Annotated in this window: 24 protein-coding genes; 3 read left to right on the plus strand and 21 right to left on the minus strand. The window is 37.3% G+C overall.

The genetic code is table 11. From position 1 onward, the window contains the following. Positions 1-84 precede the first annotated feature (84 nt). From ACQ96U_RS13920 to ACQ96U_RS13990, 15 genes are all read right to left on the minus strand, one after another. Positions 85-432, minus strand: a complete 348-nt coding sequence (locus ACQ96U_RS13920; protein WP_431721872.1) for a hypothetical protein — start codon at positions 430-432, stop codon at positions 85-87. 812 nt (positions 433-1,244) lie between these two features. Then, positions 1,245-1,592 (minus strand): hypothetical protein, encoded by a 348-nt coding sequence (locus ACQ96U_RS13925; RefSeq protein WP_431721873.1) that lies wholly within the window; start codon positions 1,590-1,592, stop codon positions 1,245-1,247. Between the two features lie 145 nt (positions 1,593-1,737). Beyond that, complete coding sequence (locus ACQ96U_RS13930) at positions 1,738-2,010, minus strand: hypothetical protein (protein WP_431721874.1); 273 nt, start codon at positions 2,008-2,010, stop codon at positions 1,738-1,740. A gap of 38 nt (positions 2,011-2,048) precedes the next feature. After that, positions 2,049-2,396: a hypothetical protein gene (locus tag ACQ96U_RS13935; protein ID WP_431721875.1), complete on the minus strand. Its 348-nt coding sequence runs from the start codon at positions 2,394-2,396 to the stop codon at positions 2,049-2,051. A gap of 36 nt (positions 2,397-2,432) precedes the next feature. Next, a complete protein-coding gene (locus ACQ96U_RS13940) occupies positions 2,433-2,711 on the minus strand; it encodes a hypothetical protein (RefSeq protein WP_431721876.1) in 279 nt (92 codons plus the stop codon). Positions 2,712-2,716: 5 nt separating this feature from the next. Further along, the gene (locus tag ACQ96U_RS13945) at positions 2,717-3,778 is read right to left on the minus strand and encodes a polymorphic toxin type 44 domain-containing protein (protein WP_431721877.1); all 1,062 of its coding nucleotides are present in this window, start codon (positions 3,776-3,778) and stop codon (positions 2,717-2,719) included. A gap of 109 nt (positions 3,779-3,887) precedes the next feature. After that, entirely contained in the window at positions 3,888-5,810 is a 1,923-nt protein-coding gene (locus ACQ96U_RS13950) for a type VI secretion system Vgr family protein (RefSeq protein ID WP_431721878.1), read from the minus strand. 164 nt (positions 5,811-5,974) lie between these two features. Continuing rightward, positions 5,975-6,403 carry a hypothetical protein gene (locus tag ACQ96U_RS13955; RefSeq protein ID WP_431721879.1) on the minus strand — a complete coding sequence of 143 codons (429 nt, stop codon included), beginning with the start codon at positions 6,401-6,403 and terminating at the stop codon, positions 5,975-5,977. A 336-nt stretch (positions 6,404-6,739) separates the two neighbouring features. After that, complete coding sequence (locus ACQ96U_RS13960) at positions 6,740-7,627, minus strand: alpha/beta fold hydrolase (RefSeq protein WP_431721880.1); 888 nt, start codon at positions 7,625-7,627, stop codon at positions 6,740-6,742. 38 nt (positions 7,628-7,665) lie between these two features. Continuing rightward, a complete protein-coding gene (locus ACQ96U_RS13965) occupies positions 7,666-7,920 on the minus strand; it encodes a hypothetical protein (protein WP_431721881.1) in 255 nt (84 codons plus the stop codon). Between the two features lie 244 nt (positions 7,921-8,164). After that, entirely contained in the window at positions 8,165-8,632 is a 468-nt protein-coding gene (locus tag ACQ96U_RS13970) for a hypothetical protein (protein ID WP_431721882.1), read from the minus strand. Between the two features lie 91 nt (positions 8,633-8,723). Next, on the minus strand, positions 8,724-9,107 hold the full coding sequence (locus ACQ96U_RS13975; protein WP_431721883.1) for a hypothetical protein: 384 nt from the start codon (positions 9,105-9,107) through the stop codon (positions 8,724-8,726). A 279-nt stretch (positions 9,108-9,386) separates the two neighbouring features. Then, positions 9,387-10,190: an alpha/beta hydrolase gene (locus ACQ96U_RS13980; protein ID WP_431721884.1), complete on the minus strand. Its 804-nt coding sequence runs from the start codon at positions 10,188-10,190 to the stop codon at positions 9,387-9,389. Between the two features lie 99 nt (positions 10,191-10,289). Next, on the minus strand, positions 10,290-10,880 hold the full coding sequence (locus ACQ96U_RS13985; RefSeq protein WP_431721885.1) for a GNAT family N-acetyltransferase: 591 nt from the start codon (positions 10,878-10,880) through the stop codon (positions 10,290-10,292). 140 nt (positions 10,881-11,020) lie between these two features. Continuing rightward, on the minus strand, positions 11,021-11,596 hold the full coding sequence (locus ACQ96U_RS13990) for a hypothetical protein (protein ID WP_431721886.1): 576 nt from the start codon (positions 11,594-11,596) through the stop codon (positions 11,021-11,023). A 404-nt stretch (positions 11,597-12,000) separates the two neighbouring features. On the opposite strand from ACQ96U_RS13990, the gene ACQ96U_RS13995 reads away from it, so the two are divergent. Beyond that, positions 12,001-13,170, plus strand: a complete 1,170-nt coding sequence (locus ACQ96U_RS13995; protein ID WP_431721887.1) for a hypothetical protein — start codon at positions 12,001-12,003, stop codon at positions 13,168-13,170. Positions 13,171-13,349: 179 nt separating this feature from the next. Here ACQ96U_RS13995 and ACQ96U_RS14000 read toward each other — a convergent pair whose 3' ends face one another. After that, on the minus strand, positions 13,350-14,162 hold the full coding sequence (locus tag ACQ96U_RS14000; RefSeq protein ID WP_431721888.1) for a PEP-CTERM sorting domain-containing protein: 813 nt from the start codon (positions 14,160-14,162) through the stop codon (positions 13,350-13,352). A gap of 282 nt (positions 14,163-14,444) precedes the next feature. Then, positions 14,445-14,954: a hypothetical protein gene (locus tag ACQ96U_RS14005; RefSeq protein ID WP_431721889.1), complete on the minus strand. Its 510-nt coding sequence runs from the start codon at positions 14,952-14,954 to the stop codon at positions 14,445-14,447. Positions 14,955-15,751: 797 nt separating this feature from the next. On the opposite strand from ACQ96U_RS14005, the gene ACQ96U_RS14010 reads away from it, so the two are divergent. After that, positions 15,752-16,354, plus strand: coding sequence for a DUF4291 domain-containing protein (locus tag ACQ96U_RS14010; RefSeq protein WP_431721890.1), 603 nt, complete (start codon positions 15,752-15,754; stop codon positions 16,352-16,354). 171 nt (positions 16,355-16,525) lie between these two features. On the opposite strand, the gene ACQ96U_RS14015 is transcribed toward ACQ96U_RS14010, so the two are convergent. Beyond that, positions 16,526-17,065, minus strand: coding sequence for a TetR/AcrR family transcriptional regulator (locus ACQ96U_RS14015; RefSeq protein ID WP_431721891.1), 540 nt, complete (start codon positions 17,063-17,065; stop codon positions 16,526-16,528). A 193-nt stretch (positions 17,066-17,258) separates the two neighbouring features. Between ACQ96U_RS14015 and ACQ96U_RS14020 the strand changes: the two genes are divergently transcribed. Then, positions 17,259-17,900, plus strand: a complete 642-nt coding sequence (locus tag ACQ96U_RS14020; protein WP_431721892.1) for a glutathione S-transferase family protein — start codon at positions 17,259-17,261, stop codon at positions 17,898-17,900. Positions 17,901-17,980: 80 nt separating this feature from the next. Here the strand turns inward: ACQ96U_RS14020 and ACQ96U_RS14025 are convergent, their stop codons facing one another. Genes ACQ96U_RS14025 through ACQ96U_RS14035 form a run of 3 tightly spaced genes read right to left on the minus strand, consistent with a single transcriptional unit; the run spans position 17,981 to position 20,794 of the window. Continuing rightward, on the minus strand, positions 17,981-18,808 hold the full coding sequence (locus ACQ96U_RS14025) for a DUF2861 family protein (RefSeq protein ID WP_431721893.1): 828 nt from the start codon (positions 18,806-18,808) through the stop codon (positions 17,981-17,983). Further along, on the minus strand, positions 18,799-19,443 hold the full coding sequence (locus ACQ96U_RS14030) for a response regulator transcription factor (protein ID WP_431721894.1): 645 nt from the start codon (positions 19,441-19,443) through the stop codon (positions 18,799-18,801). Before ACQ96U_RS14030 ends, ACQ96U_RS14025 begins: the two co-directional genes overlap by 10 nt. Next, positions 19,436-20,794, minus strand: coding sequence for a DUF3404 domain-containing protein (locus tag ACQ96U_RS14035; RefSeq protein ID WP_431721895.1), 1,359 nt, complete (start codon positions 20,792-20,794; stop codon positions 19,436-19,438). Before ACQ96U_RS14035 ends, ACQ96U_RS14030 begins: the two co-directional genes overlap by 8 nt. Positions 20,795-20,866 lie beyond the last annotated feature (72 nt).

Raw genomic sequence — 20,866 nt, forward strand, 5'->3', positions numbered from 1 at the left:
AAAATTCTCTGTTCTATCCATTATTTCTACTAATTCCTTCTTGCGGGACTCGTGGTTGTGTTCTATGATTTACTGATCTAGTAACTACTTAATAAAGCTTTTGTATTCTGTATCATAATCCTTAAGGTCAAAAATTTTTTCTACCCCAATATAAACCTCATCATCTCCACCAATATCCCAATACAAGCGCTCAGGGAACACCCTTTTACTTTCTGCTATTAGCTTTCCTGTTTCATTATCATACAGTTTGGCAAAAATATCATTAGGCTCTACTATTGTCCAAGGAGTATATATAGCAACAATAAATTTTCCATTAGGACTTTTTCTTTCGTATTCAGAGTATGCTAACCCTCTCTCAGCCCACTTAAAAAAGACCACAGTAAAACTGACAACTAAGAGAAGAATCAAAAGAGTACGTTTATTAATTCGCATAAAAAGTCACAACACTTATAGACTTACAATTAGCTGCTAATGGTGCAAGGGTATTAACCTAAATACCATTAATACTCCCAGAAGATAACAACACAACATAAAAATAGTGACCAGTAATAATGGGACAAGCTTTAAAGCTATGACATACTCTCCCCTATTACGGTAAATGCATGCAATTGTTGTAAAAAAGAGACATAGAAACAAAATGCAAGCAACAATAAATACCTCTATAATATATCTATTAAACACGTCTATAATTGGCAATAAATGTACCATTAATGCACTAAATAACCAAACATAAAGCTTCTTCACCATACTTTAACTTTTTCTCTCAGACTTGGAGGAAGAATTATATATATGTTACTCATTAAACAAGCTAAGATACTGGGCACGCTAATAAACATATAACAAAGAGAAGTGTATTTATACATATCACCTTCAAAATAACTACTACTTCCCGCCAGACTCGTTGAAAAAACATCATGCACTCCTATCTTGATACCAAAATCTGCGGCAATCAAAAGAGTAACCGTTGCAAGAAATATTATGATTTTTATAAAAATATTGTTAATTAACTTACTGTAATACTGAAAAATAATATAACAAATGAATGATATTAAAAAAGGGATGTTTAATATCATAGAGAAAACTAGTCCATCATTTGTTACATCTTTTAAACTATAGGCAGAAACACACTCATTATCCTCAAGACAAAGATCTACTCCAAGGATATATAGCCACATTATACTTATTATTAAGCCAATAGATATATATAAACCCAATAAACTTTTTATATATTTATACAAAATAAGTTAACTCGCAAGCTTCCTAAAAGGTGTATTTCTCAAAATTGAAAAATTGTTTACAAAGCAAAACAGCACTGTTGGAATAACGACATATATGTAACTTAGAGCTGCATAATAATGTAAATCCCAATGTAGAATTCCATGTAAAGCCCCTTCAAGTTTATTCACTGCATTTGTAGCAACAATCCCCCCATAGTAAAGCGACAAAAAGAACAATGGAAAGTATGTAACCACTACAACCATTTTCACAACAATATTATATTCTATTTTTTTATTAAAAATACTTAAAACATATATTATCAAACAAAATAGAAAGCCTAAATTAAAACCTAAACCACCTAATATAAATTCCATATCAAATCCATACTGTGGAATGCACTCTCTTTTTTTGTATATCTCTGATAACGTTATACAGTTTAACTGATCTGATAGTCCAAAATGAATAACACTTATAGTAATGGATATTATAATGGCAATTATTAGAACAAATGTAAGTATTCTATTCAACTTCAACCACCACAACATAAGGTTGGTATAAATAAACATTATTTGCATTTCTAAAGTGCTGTAATATAAACATTGATACTAATCTTTCAGACCATTTTGACTTATCTACCTCACTACCATCGTTAAAACCAGCTCCAAAAGTATCATATAACTTTATGTCACTAACAAATACTTTTGTATCTTTTGTGAAAGGTTGTTTATGAATTTTGTAGCTACCCGTTAAAGCTTGTAATCCGCCAATAAAGGTAGCAATATTATTTATCAATTTGTTGGGAATGGTTTTTTAAGTTATTAGTCATGTAGTTACTTAATAAAGCTCTTGTGTTCAACATCATAATCCTTAAGGTCAAAAATTTTCTCTACCCCAATATGAACCTCGTCATCTCCACCAATATCCCAATACAAGCGTTCAGTGGGAACAGACTGACTTTCCGCAATAAACTTTCCTGTTTCATTTTCATATAGCTTACCAAACAACTCATATGGTTCAGTCAATGTTGATAGCTGATATACAACAACTTTAAATTTTCCATTAGGGCTTTCATACTCATAGCGAGGATCAGATAGCCCTCTTTCAGCCCACTTAAAAAAGCCCAATATAGAACTGACAACTAAGAGAAGAACCAAAAGAGCACATTTATTAATTCGCATAAATGAATACAGTATTAATAGAGCTACACATAAAAACTAGTGATGCAAAGGTATGAACCCTAGCATTGCCGCTCCAGCGAAAATGAATGAACCCACAACAAAAAGCACAATAAACAACAATGGTAAAAGTTTTAAAACTATATTTCTTTCTTTCCTATTACGAACGAGACAAATCAATACCACACAAAAAAGGCTTAAAAATAAGAAAAAAGCAATGCACAAAAATTCTAATCTATATTCATCAAGAAAGTCTATAGCGGTTAATAAATGTACTAACATCGCTAAAACAAACCAAATGTAGAGTTTTTTTACCATTTTATCTAATTACCCTTATTTTTTTCAAAAACTTCGCTAGGAATACTAATTCGCCTTTTTGGGTACTGGCTTAATACATACTTCTTTTGCTCATCTAGATTTTCCCATATTTTCTTTCTAAATTCATATACAAAGTGTTTTTTATTTCTTGATAGTACTTCTAATAGATCATCTCTGCTGAATGATTGCAAATCCACTCCTTCTTGAGTTAATACATCATCCACTGCATCAAAATCAGCTCCATCAAAAAACTGGGCAATCTGCCCACCAGAAATCAGCATATCCCTATCAAAACCAGCTATTTTGCCAACAAACCCATAGTGGAAATTTGACCACATATCATAATAGTAAACATCTTTCGAGTTTCCTAAACGATTGGTTGCTCCCCATACATTTCTGATCCGAGGTTTATGATCCCACTCTCCACCACCCCAAAAAAATAACTCGTAAGTAGGCAAGATAACTCCTTCATCTTTATGTACTTTTCTTGCCCATGAGTACTGCGCACCTCCCACATTCCCTTTTCTTAAGTCATCTCTTATTTCTTGAATTACGGGATCATTTCTATTTGCCGCAACCTCTCTTACTATATAATCAACAACTGACTCTAAACACTCGGCATCAGCCTCGAGTATGAGAAAATTTCGACCACGGTCGTTGATAGTCATCTCATGCATTGAGCTTCTAGGAATGGAAAGCCTTCCAACCGCTACATCATTTGTTCTAAATGATGCTGCCGCATACTCTTGGCCCCAAATAAATACATTTTTAAGCGTGTCATATTTTTCTTTTGTGAGCGGAATTGTAATCTCGCTATCATTCCAAAATGTAAAAGCACCATCAGCAGTAAGCCGGTCTATATCTGAATTCTTTTTACCTTCAAAGTCCAGATGATACTCAACTACAACCTTACCCTGTAACAAGTGATTACTATAAGGTGATTTTCTTGTAGTTGGCTTTTTCTCTTTTAATTCATCAGGATAGCTTTCCTTTGGCGCAGTTAAGTGAATTTTAATTGCATAATTAACATCTATTTTTGTCAGCTCTAATGGCTCATTTTCTGACAAATTCTTCTGCCCCGCGAAGCTGTTAACCGGAATAGTAGGAGATGGAGAACTTGAATCTTTTGGCCTTTTAGATTTTTTCCTTAAAGGTTCCTTCCGCAAAGGATTCCCATCATCTGCCTTCTTCAGCCAGACCAGGACGTTCAGGGGTAATGATATTAACAGGTAGCGGTTGTCCTGATGGACCTTGTACATTTATGGTCTTGCCATCAATAAACACACCTTCCTGAGTAATCGTAATAGAGCTACCTCCGGCCACAAAGGTAATTTCCGTATCCGATTCCAAGACTACTTTATCACCGGATTTAAAGTTCATATCTTTGGCTTCAATCCGGTGCTCACCATCAACATTTAAATGACGGGTATCCAGTACGGTTTCGTGATAATCCCCTTTCACTGCCCGCTCATGGTTTTGATCAACTTTAATGTGTTGGTCTTGCTTTATATGTTTGAAGTCATGTTGGTAAATGGTAACCGTATTATCGCCCACAATATGCTCACGCCGATCATTTTTGATGCGAACATCCAGGTCTTTTTCCGCCGTGACCATAATTACTTCTTGGTCTTTTTTATCCTCGAACGTAAATTCATTAAAACCTCCACCACCTGGAGTTGAATTTGTTTTAAAACCCGAGCGAGTTTTATGATCAGGTAATTTATACGGCGTTTGATGTTTGCCATGATAAACAACACCCGTTACCACAGGGTGGTTCACATCACCATTTAAATAGTCGATGGTCACTTCCTGCCCGATTCGCGGAATCACCATACTGCCCCATTGCGGCCCAGCCCAGGTTTGCATGACACGTACCCAGCGCGAGGAGTTTTCATCCAGTTTCCCTTCGCGATCCCATTTAAACTGAACCTTTACCCGACCATATTCATCAGTATAAATCTCTTCACCTTCAGGCCCGGTCACAACGGCAGTTTGTTTACCCGGCATTTTAGGTGCTTTATGTCGTTGCTGAGGACGGTACACGGTGATTTTGGGGATGAAGACGCCACGTGAACGATAATAAGCCCCCTCGCCCACAGCATATTCATCCGAACCTTGTGGTTGTCGTCCTTCATGGATAACTTGGGTGATGATATACGCTTTATTAATGACTTTGACAGGATGATCAGTGATTGCAGCGGTATACCCAGGAATCATCGTTCGGTAAGTACCACCAGCTATGGTAATTTCCTTTTTAGCCTGATGCATTTCACACCGAATCCGCGCATAACGCTGACCGGCTTCAATAGTTTTATAGCCACCAGGGTAAATATTCTCTACAGCGTTGACGTCACCTAAGGTATGTTCCACTTCCAGATTTAAACTGGGTTTGTGAAAATTGTAGTCCCGCATGACTACCTTACCAATGGTACGGCTCACACTCTGTTTTAACGAATCCAAACAGTCTTCATCAGGTACCATGCCGGTTTTCATGTGAAAGGCCAGCGTGTCACCCACAATGGGTTCCAGGCTTTCATTACGGTCTACAAAGATCAATTTATGACTGTCAGCGGTATGTTCGAAGTAATAAAAAATACCTTCTTTTTCCAGTAGGCGGGAAATAAAGTTGAGATCAGATTCATTAAACTGGACGATATACGTCTCTTTTTCATAGTCTTCAGTTAAGCGAAACTCAAAGTCGATGCCTTTTTGAAATTCAGCACGAACCAGCACCTGCTCAACGATTTCCGGCACCGTGAGCTTTTGATAAGTGCGACATTCTTCACGGTATTGCAAAAACCACAACTTAGGCACGATTTTAACGGCATATTCGGTATAACGATTACCTGGACTTGCCTCAACCAAAGAAGCCACTAGCCCATGGATAACCCGGTCCTCATCTTCGCCCCGAATGGTGATACAAGCAGGCTTACGAATAAGGTTTAAATTACCCAACTCAGGATGACGACTGACCAAGCTAAGCTCAATACTGTACGGGTCTGAGATCCCTTCAACACCATTGATCTCCGTTACCAGCAATTCTGCATGGCATCCGGTGATCTCCAATAAAAATACACTGCGATTGGCACCCAATTTCATGACTTCGCCTTACAATCAATAACTGGTCACTATTGTAGGCGAAAGCCATGACGGGCTAAGGAATAGACATCACAAGGCTACGATCTGTTACAAGATAGGATTTTTAAAAGACCCGCATGCAGGGTAGTGTGGGGAGAGCTGGCTAGATACCAGCTCTTATCCGATTAGCTAATTGTAGTACGCTTAAGTTTCACATTTAACCAGACTAGTGCTGGCAATACTGCGACACTTGTAGTAAGTATGTCTAATAGCGTGTGGTAATTTTGATACATCATAAGCAGGCAGTAAAGAACCATAGAGATAACGACACCAATAAGCTGCCTTTTACCCCAAAATGATATTCCACAGACAAATACCAAAGCCAATGCTGTGTGAGTGCTGTAGTCCAGTGAAAGCATAGGCCATATTTCTAATTTAATATCAACGAACATTAAAGAGTAAATAAATATGATTCCTATTAAAAATGGTAAAGCTTCATAACTTGTTTTTAAGAATCCATTGTAAAAAGAGCTCTTTATAAACCCTATAAGGGAGATCAAAAGCAAAATAGGAATGTAAGAATCAGCGATCATATCTAGCTGTTGATAAGACATAATTTCCCTTAACTAACTATTACTGAACGTCATTCTGACGTAATATATCATGTCACTTCAATGAGGCTGTCCGCTGACTCTTCCAACAGCCCAGTCACTCTACCGCAATATCCACTCCACACTTCCTACATCAACCCATACAACAGACCATAAGCACTCTGAAAATTCTGGCGATAAATACACGGCAGTTGTAACCACTTTTAATTAAAAACAATACAAATTGGTCATTTTTTTGATTTTTTACTCATAACAGATGTGAAAAGCGGGCTAGGTAACACTTACCCAACTAGGTAATTGCTCTAAATTCAACTTTTAAGAGCAAACGCTCTTGAAATGTCACTTACCTTCAACGCTTGCAAGGAATTCATCAACGACCTTATTAAATTCCTTAGGTCTCTCCCAAAACATCATGTGTTTGCCCATATAGACAGTAGTAGCTGATGGCGTGTTAGCTTTAATCCACTTATCTGCCACCTCCTTCATTTCATTTCTCACAACATACAACAAAGGCATTTTACCCTCTAATGCGATAAGGTCCTCACTGTAATCGAGGTAAAACCCTGTGGCATTTGTAATTGCAGCGACACTGCTTGACGTTTGATTGGCGATTTTCGATACCCAGGCAACATTCTTCGCTGTCGGATTTTCAAGCATCCATTTGGCAAATTCTGTAATCACATTATTGCGGTCTTCAATGACGCCTTCCGTGAACGATCGTGAATAGCCGTCAGCGTCATCGTTGAGGTACCATACCCACTCATCGCGTGTTGCCCCTGTTATGTCTGGCCCGGTATCGATCATGATCATAGCTTTGATTTTTTCACTGCCAAACTGATTCAAATACGCCAACTGTTCTGTTACCCCATATGACCAACCCGCTAGAATCACATTGTTTAAGTCCAGTTTTTCAATCAGTTTGGCCAAATCCCGAGCATGTTGTTGATAGCTGTGCCCCTCAACTGGCTTTGATGATTTGCCCTGCCCCCTTGGGTCATATGTCAGCGCTCGATACTTTGTCGAATTTTTGAAGTGGGCAAGTTGATGTTCGAAAACCTCTGTTGACATCATCCAGCCTGGAATAAAAATAATCGTTGTATCACCGCGTCCTGCTTGTTCGTAAAATATTGTGAGATTGTCATCTATCTTAACTTCTTCTGCGGCTACGCCATTCATAAACAGACCTAGCCCTGTAATTAACAAGATTAAAAATTTTAGTATGTTCACAGTCTCACCTAAGCTTTTCCATCCAAAACTAGAGAAGCCTATCGCCAATTTGTTAGTGGTACATTCAGTAACCTAGAGACACTTCCCAACGTCCTGCCACAATACCCATTCAACACTTCCTGCATTGGGCCATACAATTGGCCATCAGAATAAGACTCATCGGTCCATTGCTGTTGTTTCCGTTCCTCAATGGCAATAATACGCAACGTCACTAGCCGTATACACTGAATACGACTTTTAAGGTATGTATTGCCCAATTGTTTCACCAACATAGCGGACAGTCGATCGGCCACACGTGACTTATACGTTTTCGTTTTAGCATGATCTGGTGTATAGCAATATATTCCTCATTCCCGAATTGGCTTAAGTAATTTTGCTGCCGCATCCTGAACAATGCCTTTTTCCAGACTCCGACCAATTTGGTCCAGGTTATCAACCGAGCCATTTCCCCTACACTGAACCAAAGGCTTCGCTCTCTACTCAGATGATTATATATTTATTAGTGACTAAACTTCCCACAGAATACTTTGCTATGCTCTATTCACAGTAACGTTCAATACCTGGCCAATTTTCACGATCAGTAAAATCATTAATTCCGACAGCTGATTTATTGGTAGAGTCTTGAGCCGTTTCCTCTAGTAGCTGAGTTGTCCACTTAAATGTTTCTGTTGGCTTGCCTATACAATTATGCCGAAAAACAGAAATATGAGTGATTGATTTCATGCCATTTATTAATTCATAGACAAATTCATTTACCTTATCCCTTTCACAACTTATACAAATAAACATTAAATTTTCTTTAACATCAAACCAATCACAACCATAAAGATCATCTTCATTCTTTCGAATCCACGACGAACATAAATTAAAAACCAAATCAGTACTTTCAATATAACTTATTAATATAAAATAAGGATCATAGTAATCATCAAATGAGTCAAAGAGCACTTTAAGATTATTGTTTTTGTCTACTTCTAGGCTGTCAAATAATTTTGTGCTTAGCATATCTATACATTACCTTTACTTATTGCGCATAACTGTTAATGCACGCCACTCTTATTGACTAGATACTAGCTCGCTCTTACCTGATTAGTTTTCACTGCCATTTATTGCTATTGAAATCTTCACTAAAATTTGAAATATTTTTAAACCCAAGATCTTCTAATTTTTGCCTATAAGATTCAATTCTATCTTCTTCTGGCTTATCGTAATCGCTCTCTTCAACAGGAAATAAAACTTCATATATCCATAATAGCCAAGCTGCTGGAGGATTTTGTTTTATAAAGTACTCTGCAGTTTCTCTGGTACTCCAACTCTGTGATGACAACCAATCGAAAATATACATCATATATGACTCACCTCTCCCCATTCGCCAGCCAATTGAATATGGGTGACAATTCGGTTGATATACCCAAGGGGCAGGCATATACCCAAATTCTTCAACTGTTTCATCCATAAACTTTTTCTTCCAATCTGTCATAATTTCTCCGGTAAACTAGCAATTACTAAATATCATTCTAAATAGCTAGAAAAAAACTTTTATACGATTAGACAAGTCAATAGTTGATCCAGAATACAAACCCAGAAGATCCTTTATCATTATTTTTTTCCATTAATTTCATAGCTCTTATTACAAATTAGTACATTACACCACACTCATTTACAATACATGCTTCGTGGTCGTGTAGGTCAGATAGGCGACAATTATCTTGATAAACAACGCTGAACTAAGAAAGAAGGCTTCTACAAAAAAGTTAACTTATTGAGTAAGAAAATCGCTTACTTCTTTCCACCATAATTCTCTTGCTGCAATCGGTACTGAATTATGTCCCGCATCTTCAAATGACCAAACTTTCTTACGTGTATTGATGGATTTGTATAATTCTTTCCCATGCTTTACAGGGATAACTTCATCCCTCTCAGCAAGAATAACAGCAACTTTACCCTTAAATTGTCGAAGATTTTCAACACTATTAAACTGGTCTAACACTAACCAGCGAGCTGGTAGATACCAATAGTGGGTCTGAGCTAGATTAGGTAGTGAATCCCAAGGGGTAAACAGTGTTAAACCATTAATCGGAACATCAACTTTAGCAATTGCTCCCGAAACAACACCACTACCCAATGACTCTCCCCAAAGATATAAAGGCTCACCATAGGTCTGGTATGCCAGTTTGATCGTTTCTAAAGCATCATTCACTAAAACGGATTCACTTGGTTGACCTTCACGACCACCGTATCCAGGATATTCAGCTAAAATAACTCTAAAGCCGTATTGTGATAAAGCATTTATGTAAAAAATACGATGATAAGCTGTTCCAGCATTCCCGTGAAAGACGATAACTGTACCTTTTGTATTTTCCGATCCCCCTTTTGCTATAAAACCACGATAGTTTTTTGAAGATGGCCAGAATTTTAAATTATTCTCAGCTAATAACTTTCCTGATGGTTTAAAGCTTTCAGGGTAGTAGAGAAAATTTCGTTGAAACAAAAATAGCGCTAAAGCAAGCAGTAGATAGACAACTACTATGAAAATGCATATATTTAGATACTCTTTAATCATTTTGTTCACTTTTTGGATAGCAACACAGGAAAAAACAACGCTTGGGCAATAAGTCGCACGCTGAACTTCTAGTTGAAAAACTACTTGGCCTAAGCATGTCTAAGCCACCTCTTTAACCATTGTCGTTGCACCAGTAAAACCTATCAGCCACTCTAAATAAGGAAAACGTTCTGAGTGAGTAGACACAAAACCTTTAGACTCATAGAGGTTCTTCGCTTTAGGATTACTATCTATTACATCTAACCTCACGGAGTTATATCCGTTTTGATGGGCATGATAAACTATTTTATCCAATAGCATAGACCCAATGCCTTTTCCGCGAAACTGACTATCGACCACAATGCCATCCATAACAAGCTCTTGTGCTTTTGGCTTTCGCTCAAATAAACTGAGTACAATGGCAGCCCAAGCACCTCTCGCCAACCCAAGCTCATCAATTAAAACATTTAAGTTCATCCCTCCAGTAAGAGCGCCATAGTATGTCTGAAAGCCAGCCAGGCCAACAATTTCATGATCAATAACCGCTACATATGAAAAGTCAGGAATAAAGCTTTTTGACAAAATACGAATACGTGATTCTTTATTTGCAGTGGCTCCAGAGAATTTAAAACCAAATGCCTCATCATAAAGCATTGCAATTTTTTTAGCTTGAACAATATCCCAGCCTCGTTTAACGACAATATCAGTCATTTCTTCTCCCTATTATTGTAATTAAGTACAACTAAAGCTCTAAGGACTCCTCTAAGTATACCTTTTATTAATAATTTCTCTTAAAAGACAGACTTATCCACATGAAAGACTTATGAGGTACAAGGAATTCATATCACCAATTAAGACTTATCATTTAGCTGTATGTCCGAAACAAATATTGACGCAATTTCGTGATTGTTTTTCATATCTACCTTTATCTTTTCAAGTATTGCTACCGCATTTTTATTTTTACTCTCAATACTAACAGATCCACTTATTCGATGCTGTTCAGGCCAAACAGCAAAACCTCCTGTCAAACCATCACTACTAATAAGTTTAAGACCTAGCGTCTCCAAATCTACATTATGGTGAGCGACAATCTCAAATTTCATTTCAAAGGATGGCTCTCGAGTAGCATTTAATTCAGCTTGTTTTTTTAGAAAGGATTTACTGAGTTTTTTGTAACGTCTAAACCTACTCACACAGTAAGGTTCAATAAAGATTGAATCGCCACTAACTTTTGGGTACATATCAAGATATAAACACCCTGACTCATCAAACTCTTCTATTTGAAATGTATGGCCTATAGCTTTTGAAAACGCTTCTAGTGATTCGGCAGGCATACCTTTTATTGAAAGAGGAGCAGCAATAACTCTCACCCAGTCTCCAACTCGTAAATCTCGCCCTTCGTAGTCAATTGGTGCATAAACTTGCATGTTAAAGTAAAGCTCTCCAAATAATAAATAAAAGTTTCTATTAAGTTACTACAGACTAAATATCCATACTACAATTTTATGGCGACTCACACGAATTATTGACAATTCTACTACAACCGTTTTGATTAACGGAATCACATTTCACTTTGTTTTATAGCTTTCACGAATTATTTTTATTCGCGCTATTCTTAACAAATCAAACTAGCTCCACTGCAAACCCTTCATTATAAGCTTATATACTATATCCTACCTGTAGCATATAATTAGGTCTAGGCCAAAACCCTACAATCAAATAAAATATGGCTGTTAAAGTTTACTCTAGCTTTAAATTAGTTAACTCAAGCTTGCAGTTGCTTTATCGAAATCAATACATAATCAGGAAATAAGTTTACAGGAAAGTAAGAATGACAAAATCGTCTGTTGATATCAGAGAAACACTATATGAGCTTGTAAAAAATTACAGTGATATGGGAATTCATCGCGTTGGCACTAAGGTTGATAAAGAAACCATAAATTGGTTTGATGAAAAGCTTAAAGCGCTAGGAGCTGAAACTGAGTTACAAACTTTTGAATTTCAACGCTTTGAGGGTAAATCAAAGGTATTGCTGAATGGAAAGGAGATTCCTTCCCTACCGTTATATTATGAAGCGATAGGTGAAATTACTACACAGACCCCACATGTGGTACAAGTCCCAGTACTAAAAGGCGACAGTACTAACCCTATACTCGAAGATGCAATTCTATCAGCCAAGGCTGTGGGAAGTGAGTTATTAATTGTGGCCGTAGATAATAAAGTAAATCAAATCGCCAGCCCTAATCGGGCTCCAGAGTTGGGGAGTGGCTTACCCGTAGCACTTGTACAAAAAGAGTATTATCAGCCACTGAAAGCTGCACAAGGATCTACTTTAAAAGTTCATTATAATGCTAGAATGCATGCGTGCAGCAGTGAAAATATCGTCGGCTATTTTGGTAAAAAAGGTCATAATCAAAAACCAATTCTCCTTGCAACACCTTTGAGTGGCTGGTTTAACTGTGCTGCAGAGCGCGCTACGGGGATTGCCGTAGCCTTTAGCTTGGCACAACGTTTAAGCAAAGAGTATCCAGTGATGGTTGTAGGCTCTCCAGGACATGAAATCTTGAATTATATCGGCGTAGAGGCGTTTGCCAAACAAAATGATATAGATCCAGAAATCATAATTCACTTGGGTGCAAATGTTGCCTTAGGGGTTAAGGATCCTAAAAGTGGTGAATTTAAATTGGCTCCTGGTGTGAATGATGCCAGTGAAATAGTAGACTCTGGTCGTTCTTTGTATGTCCGTATGAATGAAGATAAATTCGATCTTATGAAGCCTGCACTTGCTACTGCAGACCTACCAGCTGTACTCAACCCTTCCGCTTGGAATGGAGAAGCTGGAATATGGTCCAAAGAATCAAATGCCCCATTACTGTCTTTTGTTGGTACAGGCCCCCTTTTTCATACGCCTATGGATGTACCAGAAAATGTAACTTCACAGCAAATCCTCGCACAAATCGATAACGCTATTTATTTAGCGATTAAGGCTTATATGGAATAAACCTGTTAAGACTGATCCTGGACAGGATAGAATTGTTCAGGATCTATATTACTAATATTAAAAATATCACCATAGACGATAGTGTATTCCATCTTACTTTTATCAGCTCATATCCTGTCAACGAATAATGCCACGCTTAGCGCTAGCCTAAAATAGCAAGGCTAGCCATTGCATGATTCTCATATAAGATTTTTTCTTCGTATTATCAACAGTCCCAAGCAAACTAAACTAAAGAGCGCTAAGGATGAAGGCTCTGGAACGGTCGTAAATGCTAAAGCAGTTAACACTCCTCCTGTATAAGGTACAAAGTGAAATACCACGCCAGTATTCGGATCCAAGGTATACAATATATTTGTCGATAACTCTGATACATACAAAAAAGTACCATCAAAAGCAATACCTGATATATCAGCATTATTAGGAAGTGGAAGTGTATTTAACACTGCGCCTGTAACAGGGTTAAATTCATTAATAAAGTTACCTCCAACGATTGTATTACGTCCTTGCGCAAAATGTCTTCCCAAATCATCGCCCCCCATTCCTCCAGGGAAAAATGGCCCAATTGTAGGTATAAATCCTGTATTCACCACTCCTCCCAATCCAGACTGTTGAACTATTGGTCCACCATTATTGACCGAGAATAACGAGTTACTTGGTGTATCAAAAGTTAATCCACCACGATTCCCAACACCAGGTAGCGCATAGGTCATTATTAATCCTGCATTACTTGGGTTGAGCATATGCACACCGGGTAATGTATTACCATCGGTGTAAAGTAGCGTACCATTTGCCATGCCCGTTAAGCCTTGTACAGGATCAAGGACATTAGCTCCTGCAGGTAATAGACCTACATTACTAATAAAACCCGTCATTGTATCCACAAGTACCAAATTTGGATTATTTAGTTGGATACCATAGATTAAACCCGCTTGGCTTTGTGACGTGATTATTGCAAATAAAGTTATGATTATTACACTTAATATTTTTGTCATTGCTAATCTCCAGTGTATTAAGGCTAATCCTCCTTGAAACAAAAATTCATAATCCTTTAATTTAAAAACACACTGTATAAGGCAAGAAAAAAGCCAAAATAGGAAAGGCCTGAAGCGAAGAGCACTTTTTGAATAAAACAGTTTAATGAGTTAAGATCGAATTATTAATGAAAAGTATTTTGACACATTATTCTGCAAAAATATTATATACCTATTAAGCAGTATAAAGCACATATTTACAGTAGCAGTTCTTACTAATTATCTTCAATCAATCTCAAATAGTTATTTTTTCACTAACTTATCAATCAGCTTATAAATCTCATTTTCAGACTGAATATGAGTCTTACTTCGACTAAAGAACTCAAAAGTCTTTTTATGACCATAATATGAACGTAAGTCTTGCCTTTCATAATACTGTTCAGCCCATTGTAATAAAGCATTTAATGATTGTTTTGTTTGCTTACCGTTAGGCTCTTTAGTATTTTCTCCTACCCTGTTAAGAATACGCTGTTTACAAATATGCCATCCAAAGTCGAGCCAAACCAGACAATCAGCAATATTTAAATATTCTTTTGCAAGCTCCCCAAAAACCCCTTCTACAATCCATGCGGGCTCTTTTTTACTTTCATTTATTAAGTAATTTATTTCCTGAACATCCCGCTTTTGAGCATACCCACCTTGTTGCCAAAACAAGTCATCCAGCGACACTTTCGGTATAGACAAACTTTGACTTATCTCATTTGCAAGCCAAGTTTTACCGCTGCCACTATTACCAATAATAACTACTTTCATAATTTATTTTCTAGGGTCTGTTAACACTATTTGAATCACCACTGCCGTAGACTATTTTTTCGCCTAGCAAGGCACAAGGAATGCCGTGTAGTCATTCTACATAAATGACTTGTAACACCGCTAGGTGGAAAAATAATCACGGCCCAAAGGGTTATGATGATAAAAACACTACTCGTTGTTGCTCATTGTTCATTTAGAACAACTAAACTTCACGCTTCGCGCCTAGATTAGCGCTTTTACCTTCATAACAGTGATATTCAAATAGTGTTAACAGGCCCTAGCATATATACGCGTCATTTAATCATTTTTATATACAATTACCTTGGCTACCTACCTTATTTTAACTAATAGATAGCCGGAAAACTGTTAACTACAAAGATAACTAATAGCAGGTAGAAGTCTAGCTGTTTTTAGCACTCAGCGGCCATTAGATGATTCTAACTGCTTTAATGCGTGATAACACAGCTTACAAACCAGTTTTTCTTCAGCAGTTTCAACGCCTACACCACCAGGATCATCAGTATTTTATGTTCTTGCCGATACTTATTGGCTAAAGCTCTGGCAGGATAAAGCTTATCTCTGGTTTTAAAAGTAAACAGGTAGGATGGTTCTTTGGCAGAAACTTGCGATTTACAATGTTGACATATAAACATTTACAACGGCCAAATCAGTAAACCTTCTGGGGGCCGATGTCCAGAAGCATTGATTAAAGGAGCGCAAACTCTATTGCAGATATATTTAAATGTCAATACTATACCCTTCACAAATAATATTAATAGCTACATATTGGAGAATAAATGGCAGATATTCCAACTCGACAAATTCGGGCACTTTATAATGACAAAACAATTCGGGTTTACCAGGCTTATAACCATGCTATTGCCAATGCTGCAATTGCTCACGGTACGTTTGTATCTCCTCCATTCAAAATGGAGCGAATGACCTGGATTAAACCTTCATTCCTTTGGATGATGTATCGGTCTGGATGGGGTCAAAAAGATAGCGGGCAAAATCGTATTCTTGCCATTGATATTACACGAGAAGGTTTTGAATGGGCACTTACTCACAGCCTGTTAAGTGACCAAGCCAAAGAGTACGCAGATAAAAACGAATGGTTAAAGCTCAAAGATGCAACCCCAGTTCGAATTCAGTGGGACCCTGAACGAGATCTGCATTTGCAGCCACAAGCGTATAGAGCCATTCAAATTGGTTTAACTAAGGAAGCTGTGCAGTTATATGTTAACGAATGGATTCAGTCCATCACAGACGTCACCGAACTTGCCACTGAAATTCATCAGTTAATCAGTATGAATCAACTAATAGAAGCCAAACACAAACTACCTGAGGAGCGTAGCTACCCAATATCTGAAACGCTAGAACAGCATTTACTCGTAGATTAAACCTACGTTACCTGTCTTCAACTAATGATGTTTTCCAATTGCTTGGTAGTGTTAGCCAAGCACATTTTGTTTCATAACAGGATTTCCCTGAACACTTACTGTACATGCACCACAGCAGCACTCAGCTGTTTTAACCTCTTGCTCTAAATTACTTTTCATATTTTGGGCTATTTATAAATCAATGGCCTGTTTACATGCAGTTAATAGCTGTTCAGCCAAGATCTCATCATTAAGTGCACGGGCAACCGCCATTCCACCCACCATTAGCACGGCAGACTTCAAAGCCTCTTGATCGGATATATGTTCTTTTGATGACTCAGTCAATTTTTTTACAAAGCCTTTAAACACTTTAGTATAAACATCTCTTACGGTATTATTTTGCTGGCTTACATCTGAAACTAAAAATGCTAAAGGGCATGCCATTGACTCTCCTTTCCTGTGCTCCAAACTTAAATATTTGACTATTCTTTCGCTAACAGGAGGCGCATCTTCCTGAGCATGAATACTTTTTAATGCGGCATCTCGAATCGACTCAGCATAAACTTCAGATTTGGATTTAAAGTGAGCATAAAATGCACCTCTTGTTAATCCTGCATTTTGCATTACTTCATCAATACTTACATTATCAAAACCGCGATTCATAAAAAGCTGAGCTGCACTTTCTAGAATTTGATCGCGGACCTGTGGTTTATGTTCTTTGCTCCAACCCATTGCCTACTCCCTTTCTGCTATTTAAATAGTTAAATCATACTTTGCTAATAAATGCTTAATACTTATACTTCCATCTTTGATTACACCCGCAAAACATAAAATATCAAAATATGTTCTTGATCATATTTTGATTAGCAAAGAGTATTCAGTCAATAACATATCCTAAGAAATAATGACTAGAGGTACTTTTTCAATGAATAATGAGTCACTCCATATTTACGGCCCACTCTTTAGCCCATTTGTTAAGACCGTTATATTAGTGTGTGAAGAAAAAGGACTCAATTATACCGCTGGCCTAACGATTAAGGGTGAAGATGTACCCTTTAAAAGTGAGCAACACTTAAAACTACATCCAGCAGGTAAGGTGCCTATTTTATTTCATAATGATTTTATGCTGTGTGAAACAGTTGCTATTTGTCGATATCTTGATCAAGTTTTTCCTCATCCACCTATGCAACCAGAGAATACATATGAGCGTGCATTGCATGATCAATGGTGTAGTTTATTAGCAGGGGAATTTATCCTGCCTCTTATTCATAACTATTTTTTAGAGTTTGCCTTCCCAAAAGGAGAAAATGGTCAGGTAAGAATGGATAAAGTCAAAGCTGCTGAACCTTTACTTCTTAATACACTCACAAAACTCAACAATGAACTAAAAACCGGTAAAACCTTTGAACAACGTATTTTTACAATCGTTGACGCACTTATTACTCCTATCTTAGATTACTTACATCGTTTACCTCATGGAGCAGAACATTTGAAACAATTTACCTATTTACAAGACTACATTACAAAGACTCTTAGTCAACCATCATGCGTTAAATTACTCAAATAAACAAAAAGATAACTGTCTCAGTTTAAAATAAATGGGGCAGTTTTTTTGACTCTCTTTATAAAGTAGTAAATTTGCGAAAATTAATTGAAGCGTTTCAGTATTCGATGTTGTATTTCTAGATGAATATTACCTTGAAAACGATGATTAATAAGAGATACTGAATACCAATAAGGTCCCGGCTGTAACTCAGGCAAGGAGTAACGTTTGTTTACATTAGCACGATGATGCCATACAACTTCATAACTTGCAGGCTTCATCATCACTGCTTTAATTTCCTGTGGAGGACACATCAAAGATTCTTTATTGCTATTCACACCTTCAGTTAACTGCCAATTATTCCCTTGCCAAGTAATCCATTGAATATTATGTAATGGTGCTAGTAGGATAGTTCCTTTCCAATGCGCTTTAGCTGTTGTAGTAACGGTTATTTGATAAACGCCGCCATCAATTGATTTTACTTGCTCCTCTGATTCACCATAAAAGCTTTGCTTCTGTTGTCTCACTTGATTATCCAGCTTTAACTGAACATTTTTTCCTTTTATTTCTACATAGTTTATATACTGCTTAGTATACCCTTCAATTTCCCAACGATAATATCGCCGTAACGGTTCATCTCGCTGAATAATACGAATATCCAGAGACTCAAGCCATAAAGGTAGTTTATTGGGTAAATCTCGACCACATTGACGTTGATACATTACAGGCAGTAAATTGAACCAGTTTTCAGACTGCTCTAATGTTTCATTGTTCCACACATCATGCATTGTTTGCCAAAAAGATGGCATATCACCTTGTAGAATACTTTCGTGAGCTTTGGTAAGGGGGGTCTGTTGATTAAACCAACCAGCAACTACACTATGACTTAAAAGTAAACCAACAATACCAACTCGTTTACATCTTACGTGCATAACCGGTAACCTACGCCTCTAACAGACTCAATGGTTATCTCTGGAATTTTTTTTCGCAATTGTAATATGTGTGTATCTACAGTGCGCGTAGTGGGATAGTGCTGATAACCCCATACTTCATTAAGTAACTCATCCCGAGTATAAACCCTTCCAGGAGCCCTCACGAATAAGGCTAACAAATCAAACTCTGTTTTAGTCAACACGAGTGGTGTTTCATTCCAGAATACTTTACGTTGTGTAGGGAGTAGCTTGAGAGACTGGTAACACCACTCAAGCTGATTTAAAGGCCGTAAGTTTGCTCTGATGCGTGCCAACAATTCATTATAGGAAAAAGGCTTAGTAATATAATCTCTTGCTCCGGCATCTAACCCTGCAACACGCTCATTGATATCCACTTTTGCTGTTAGAATCAACACGGGAATTGCTTTAATCGCCAACCAATCAGCTAATAGATTAATGGTATCTATATCATAGAATTGACGATCAAGAATAACTAAGTCAGCCTTTTTCCATAGTTCATCTACCTTATCAAGATAATTACAAAATATACAAGCGTATCCTTGAGACTGCAAAAAAGTGATTAAACCATTTGCCAAGTCAATATCATCTTCAACGATGAGTAATGTCTCACTCATTAATGGATACCTCTAAAACAAATGTTGTTGGTGGTCCTTGTAAACGTAATTTTCCACCTGTTTTTTGCGCAACTTGATTAACCAGATGTAACCCAAGCCCAACGCCATGTTGACTATTGAATGGTTTAATAAACTGAGACAATTTTCGTGAGTCTAAGTTACCTTGGTCTTGCACCTTAACCACTAATATTTTCTCTGTACAATAAGATTTAATTAATACCTGTCCTATACCATGCTTAACGGCATTACTCACCAAATTTTTAAGACTTAACGTAAACCAATAAATATTAATGTTTACTGGTTTATCATCCTTCAGTTCCAGATCAACATCATACTCACTTACAACATTCTGTATGAGTTCATGCCATGACTCAATATATTGTTTCCGTAAATTTGCGCCATAATCTAATTGTAAGTATTGTTTACTGGCATCAGCTAAGTGACGCAAATGTAATGCGTCTTTACAGAGTCGAATAAAAGCATGGTGCAAATTATCTGGCAGTTCATCAAAATGTGTTCGAAATATTTCTACTGTACCTGCTAAACGAGTAATAGGTGTACGTAATTCATGAGCAAGCATCTGCACAATAAATTGTCGTTCTTTATAGTATTTGTGCCGAGTAATAACAACCAAACCAATATAGCCTAAAAGCAATAACCCTAAAATTGTTAACCCACCATATAGCCACATTCCATTTCGTGGCTTTTCTAGCCAACAGATACTTCCTTCTATAAAACTACACTTTTTTTGTTGCTCAATTGAGTGTATTTCAAAATTTAGAGCATCAACCAATGGTTGCCATTGAGGATGTTGGTAAAGACGATACTCATTGGGAAATTTTACCCATAAAAACTGTTTTCCCAGAATCCACTGTGCTGAGCGCGTTAAAGCCTGAAGCTGGTTATCATTAAGATCATTCGTAAAGTAGTCATTGTCGAGCTCTCGAATATGCATATACGGTTTTAACTGGTTAAACTGTTCAGGGTGTACTTTTGCATATCTTAACGCAAAACTACCACCGCCTGGATGAATAAACGTACCAGAAGCAAACCAGCTTATCGGTAGACCCTGCTGCAAACACATTGCAGTAATAAACGATTTAGTTTTAGCCAAAGGATTATCCATTGCCAGCTCAGGTGGCTGAGCACACAATTGATAGAATCGATATAGTGCCTGTAAATCAACCAACTCATATAAATGCGTTTGAGGATGCATTGTAACTGGGTTAAGTTGCGAATAATCAAATTGCTGCAACATATCAATGGCAACGACATGGGATGGGACTTTAGTATTGAGCTCGCTATACAGTTGCTGAGTTGTATCATTAAATGCGTTGACTGGCAAACTCAATGCCTCTCCTACCAGAATACACATGAGGGACAAAATAAAAGATAACAGCAACTGAAGTGAAAGAACGTTAAC

This window comes from Zooshikella sp. RANM57, assembly GCF_050749885.1.
GTDB lineage: Bacteria > Pseudomonadota > Gammaproteobacteria > Pseudomonadales > Zooshikellaceae > Zooshikella.

What these genes read in the sequence shown, in the direction of transcription:
- ACQ96U_RS13995 (WP_431721887.1), top strand. Translation starts at nt 12,001, where the DNA reads ATGACAAAATCGTCTGTTGATATCAGAGAAACACTATATGAGCTTGTA.
- ACQ96U_RS13925 (WP_431721873.1), bottom strand. Translation starts at nt 1,592, where the DNA reads ATGGAATTTATATTAGGTGGTTTAGGTTTTAATTTAGGCTTTCTATTT.
- ACQ96U_RS13955 (WP_431721879.1), bottom strand. Translation starts at nt 6,403, where the DNA reads ATGTCTTATCAACAGCTAGATATGATCGCTGATTCTTACATTCCTATT.
- ACQ96U_RS13990 (WP_431721886.1), bottom strand. Translation starts at nt 11,596, where the DNA reads ATGCAAGTTTATGCACCAATTGACTACGAAGGGCGAGATTTACGAGTT.
- ACQ96U_RS14030 (WP_431721894.1), bottom strand. Translation starts at nt 19,443, where the DNA reads ATGAGTGAGACATTACTCATCGTTGAAGATGATATTGACTTGGCAAAT.
- ACQ96U_RS13975 (WP_431721883.1), bottom strand. Translation starts at nt 9,107, where the DNA reads ATGACAGATTGGAAGAAAAAGTTTATGGATGAAACAGTTGAAGAATTT.
- ACQ96U_RS13920 (WP_431721872.1), bottom strand. Translation starts at nt 432, where the DNA reads ATGCGAATTAATAAACGTACTCTTTTGATTCTTCTCTTAGTTGTCAGT.
- ACQ96U_RS14010 (WP_431721890.1), top strand. Translation starts at nt 15,752, where the DNA reads ATGGCAGATATTCCAACTCGACAAATTCGGGCACTTTATAATGACAAA.
- ACQ96U_RS14015 (WP_431721891.1), bottom strand. Translation starts at nt 17,065, where the DNA reads ATGGGTTGGAGCAAAGAACATAAACCACAGGTCCGCGATCAAATTCTA.
- ACQ96U_RS14025 (WP_431721893.1), bottom strand. Translation starts at nt 18,808, where the DNA reads ATGCACGTAAGATGTAAACGAGTTGGTATTGTTGGTTTACTTTTAAGT.
- ACQ96U_RS14000 (WP_431721888.1), bottom strand. Translation starts at nt 14,162, where the DNA reads ATGACAAAAATATTAAGTGTAATAATCATAACTTTATTTGCAATAATC.
- ACQ96U_RS13985 (WP_431721885.1), bottom strand. Translation starts at nt 10,880, where the DNA reads ATGACTGATATTGTCGTTAAACGAGGCTGGGATATTGTTCAAGCTAAA.
- ACQ96U_RS13950 (WP_431721878.1), bottom strand. Translation starts at nt 5,810, where the DNA reads ATGAAATTGGGTGCCAATCGCAGTGTATTTTTATTGGAGATCACCGGA.
- ACQ96U_RS13935 (WP_431721875.1), bottom strand. Translation starts at nt 2,396, where the DNA reads ATGCGAATTAATAAATGTGCTCTTTTGGTTCTTCTCTTAGTTGTCAGT.
- ACQ96U_RS14020 (WP_431721892.1), top strand. Translation starts at nt 17,259, where the DNA reads ATGAATAATGAGTCACTCCATATTTACGGCCCACTCTTTAGCCCATTT.
- ACQ96U_RS13980 (WP_431721884.1), bottom strand. Translation starts at nt 10,190, where the DNA reads ATGATTAAAGAGTATCTAAATATATGCATTTTCATAGTAGTTGTCTAT.
- ACQ96U_RS13940 (WP_431721876.1), bottom strand. Translation starts at nt 2,711, where the DNA reads ATGGTAAAAAAACTCTACATTTGGTTTGTTTTAGCGATGTTAGTACAT.
- ACQ96U_RS13970 (WP_431721882.1), bottom strand. Translation starts at nt 8,632, where the DNA reads ATGCTAAGCACAAAATTATTTGACAGCCTAGAAGTAGACAAAAACAAT.
- ACQ96U_RS14005 (WP_431721889.1), bottom strand. Translation starts at nt 14,954, where the DNA reads ATGAAAGTAGTTATTATTGGTAATAGTGGCAGCGGTAAAACTTGGCTT.